Annotated in this window: 1 protein-coding gene; it reads left to right on the forward strand. The window is 71.4% G+C overall.

Annotated elements, in window-relative coordinates; genetic code table 11:
- The coding region (locus MTCD1_RS20485; RefSeq protein ID WP_498067583.1) for a spermine/spermidine synthase domain-containing protein at positions 1-231 on the forward strand (231 nt) is incomplete at both ends.

A 231-nucleotide genomic window follows, 5' to 3' on the forward strand; every position in this document is an offset into this window, starting at 1 on the left:
GGCCAGACCGAGGAGCGCTTCGACCAGATCGTCCTGGACCTGACCGACCCCTTCGGCCCCGCCGTGGAGCTGTACACCGTGGAGTTCTACGCCGCCTGCCGCCGCGCGCTGAACCCGGGCGGCGTGCTTGCGCTGCACCTGGGCTCGCCCGTGCACCTGCCCGAGAGCCTGGGGCGCATCGCCGCCTCGGTGCGCGCGGTGTTTCCCATCTTCCGCCCCTATCTGCAGTAC

This window comes from Colwellia marinimaniae (assembly GCF_002207865.1).
Classification (GTDB): domain Bacteria; phylum Pseudomonadota; class Gammaproteobacteria; order Enterobacterales; family Alteromonadaceae; genus Colwellia; species Colwellia marinimaniae.